Origin of the sequence: Micromonospora sp. WMMD736, from assembly GCF_049179015.1 — a bacterium.
GTDB lineage: Bacteria > Actinomycetota > Actinomycetes > Mycobacteriales > Micromonosporaceae > Micromonospora.
The window spans coordinates 1-2534 of the sequence record NZ_JBMHMI010000092.1; the positions used below are offsets into that span (position 1 = coordinate 1).

The 2534-nt window shown below is 68.7% G+C and carries 3 protein-coding genes; 1 reads left to right on the top strand and 2 read right to left on the bottom strand.

Annotated features, from left to right (window positions below; translation table 11 throughout):
* Positions 1 to 967: lysylphosphatidylglycerol synthase transmembrane domain-containing protein (locus tag ACN269_RS34005; RefSeq protein ID WP_421477340.1), on the bottom strand; the 967-nt coding region annotated here is incomplete at its 3' end.
* Positions 968 to 1154: 187 nt separating this feature from the next.
* Between ACN269_RS34005 and ACN269_RS34010 the strand changes: the two genes are divergently transcribed.
* Positions 1155 to 2315 carry an AI-2E family transporter gene (locus ACN269_RS34010; protein ID WP_421477341.1) on the top strand — a complete coding sequence of 387 codons (1161 nt, stop codon included), beginning with the start codon at positions 1155 to 1157 and terminating at the stop codon, positions 2313 to 2315.
* 2 nt (positions 2316 to 2317) lie between these two features.
* Here the strand turns inward: ACN269_RS34010 and ACN269_RS34015 are convergent.
* A partial coding sequence (locus ACN269_RS34015; protein ID WP_421477342.1) for a hypothetical protein occupies positions 2318 to 2534 on the bottom strand: 217 nt, incomplete at its 5' end.

Sequence of the window (2534 nt, forward strand, 5' to 3'; positions counted from 1 at the left end):
CCTCGGGGCTGACGTCCTTCTCGGTGCGGAACATGAAGAAGAACACCACCCAGCCGATAATCGCCAGGAAAATCCAGCTGATCAGTCGGTAGATCAGCATCGCCGAGATGGCGCCGGCCAGGCTCATGCCCGACGACACCAGGCCGGGCACCAGCACCGCCTCGACGACCAGCAGCCCGCCGGGCGTCAGCGGGATGGTGCCGACCGCACGCGCCGCGGCGTAGGCCACGGTGAGGCCGGCCAGTGACGGATGACCGCCGGCCGCGTAGCACGCGAACGCCAGGCATGCGACGTCGGCGATCCAGTTCAACATCGACCAGCTGAACGCCAGCCCGAGATCGCGCCGGCGCAGGGTCACCGACTCGAGCTGACGCAGCACCTCACGCCATTTGCCCAGCCCGGCGTCGGCGGCCTTGCCGCGCAGCGAGTTGAACCACGCCAGCACCTTGACGCCGATGCCGTCGATCAGGTCGGGCCGCGACGCGACGGCCTGCGCGAGCAGCAGCAGCGTGGCGAAACCGCCCAACGTGAAGATCAGCGACAGCGGATTCTTGCTGGCGCCCAACAGGAAGGCGCCGCCCAACCCCAGCAGCGCCAGGCCTACGCCCTGCAGCACGCCCGACATCACCAGCTGCCAGGACGCGACCACCGGCGATGCCCCCCAGATCCGCTGCTGGCGGTACAGGAAGGTGGCTGCCAGCACCGGACCACCCGGCATGGTGGTGCTCAGCGAGTTGGCGGAGTAGTACGCCGCCTCCGAGCGCCACTGTTTGATGTGCACTCCGGCGGATTTCAGCAGGGTGCGCTGGATCTGGGCGAAGCTGTGCATGGAGAACAGCGATGCGGCGACGCCGGCTGCCACCCACCACAGGTTCGCCGAGAGCAGGCTCTGCCACGCCTTGGCCAGCTGATCCCACACCAGAACGAGTTCGACGGTCAGCACGGTTACGGCCACGCCGATGATCACCCAGCGCAGCCACCAGTACTTGCCGCGAACCGAGCCCGCCTGGGTCACCTGCGGTGCCTGGGCTCCGCTCGCCGGCGCGTCGTGAGACACGTCCTACAGGGTAACTGGGCAGCTACCTCGAACAATTGGTTGCGCGGCGTGTCCGCGATTACGCGGTCGGGTCCGCGGCGGCGGCTACGCTACCGGCATGTCAGCGGGGTTGCCGGTCGACGATGCGGCGGTGACGCCGCTGGTCCGCAAGTCTGCCGCGTGGGCGTGGCGACTGTTGGTGCTGTTGGCCGCGCTGGTTGCGGTGCTGTGGGTGGTGCGGCGGCTGGAGGTCATTGTCGTTCCGGTGGTGCTGGCCACCATCCTGGCCGCATTGCTGCTACCCGCCGTCGACCTGATGCACCGCGGTGGACTGCCCCGCGGCATCGCGGTGGCGTTGGTGCTGCTCGGTGGGTTGGCCGCCGTCGGTGGCATCCTCGCCTTCGTCATCACCCAGTTCATCGACGGTCTCCCCGAACTGGTCGAGCAGGTCACCCGCAGCGTCGACGGCGTGCGTGACTGGCTGATCAGCGGACCGCTGCACCTGAGCCGCGACCAGATCGACCACGCCGGCGACGCGACGATCGACGCGCTACGCAACAACCAGGAGCGGTTGACCAGCGGCGCGCTGTCGACGGCTGGAACCATCACCGAGATCGTCACCGGTGCGTTCCTGCTGCTGTTCACGCTGATCTTCCTGCTGCACGGCGGCCGCAACATCTTCGCCTTCGTCACCAAGATCTTTCCGGACACCGTGCGGGGCCGGGTCCGGGAGGCCGGCCGGGCCGGGTTTCACTCGCTGATCGGCTTCGTCCGAGCGACCTTTCTGGTCGCCCTGGTCGACGCGGTCGGCATCGGGGCCGGGCTGGCGATCATGGGGGTGCCGCTGGCACTGCCGCTGGCGTCGCTGGTGTTCCTCGGCGCGTTCATCCCGCTGGTCGGCGCCGTGGTCACCGGGTTTCTCGCGGTGATCGTCGCGTTGCTCACCAAAGGCTTCGTGATCGCGCTGATCACGCTGGGGCTGATCATCGCCGTGCAGCAACTCGAGGGTCACGTGCTGCAGCCATTGGTGATGGGCCGGGCGGTGTCGATCCACCCGTTGGCGATCGTGCTCGCCATCGCCACCGGCGGGGTGCTGGCCGGCATCGTCGGTGCGTTGCTGGCCGTGCCCACCATGGCGTTCCTCAACAGCGCCGTGCGCGTGCTGTTGGCACCGGACCCGGTGGCCGAAGCCGAAAGCCTGGCTGAGCAGGACGACGACAGCAGTGTCTTCCAAGCCGAAGCTGACGACGTCGAGGCCGCCGACCGCCCCGTCGACTAACGCTACATCCGGCCTTCGCGGCGCAGCAGATCCTGCGCGCTGACCCCGCCGCCGCGCCGCTTGGTCTGCTCGTCGCGAGTATTGAGCTTTTCGGTCGCGGCGTTGGCATCCTTGGCGTCCTGGTCGCGCGGCACCGGTATCGCCGTGGTGGCGTCGGCCGCCGGTGGCGGCTGCTGGTCGGGACGGGGTGCCGATCCGGTGCGGCCGGGTGTCGGTATC

Bases quoted from the DNA above. Each gene is read 5' to 3' on its own strand.
- ACN269_RS34010 (WP_421477341.1), top strand. From the start codon at position 1,155: ATGTCAGCGGGGTTGCCGGTCGACGATGCGGCGGTGACGCCGCTGGTC.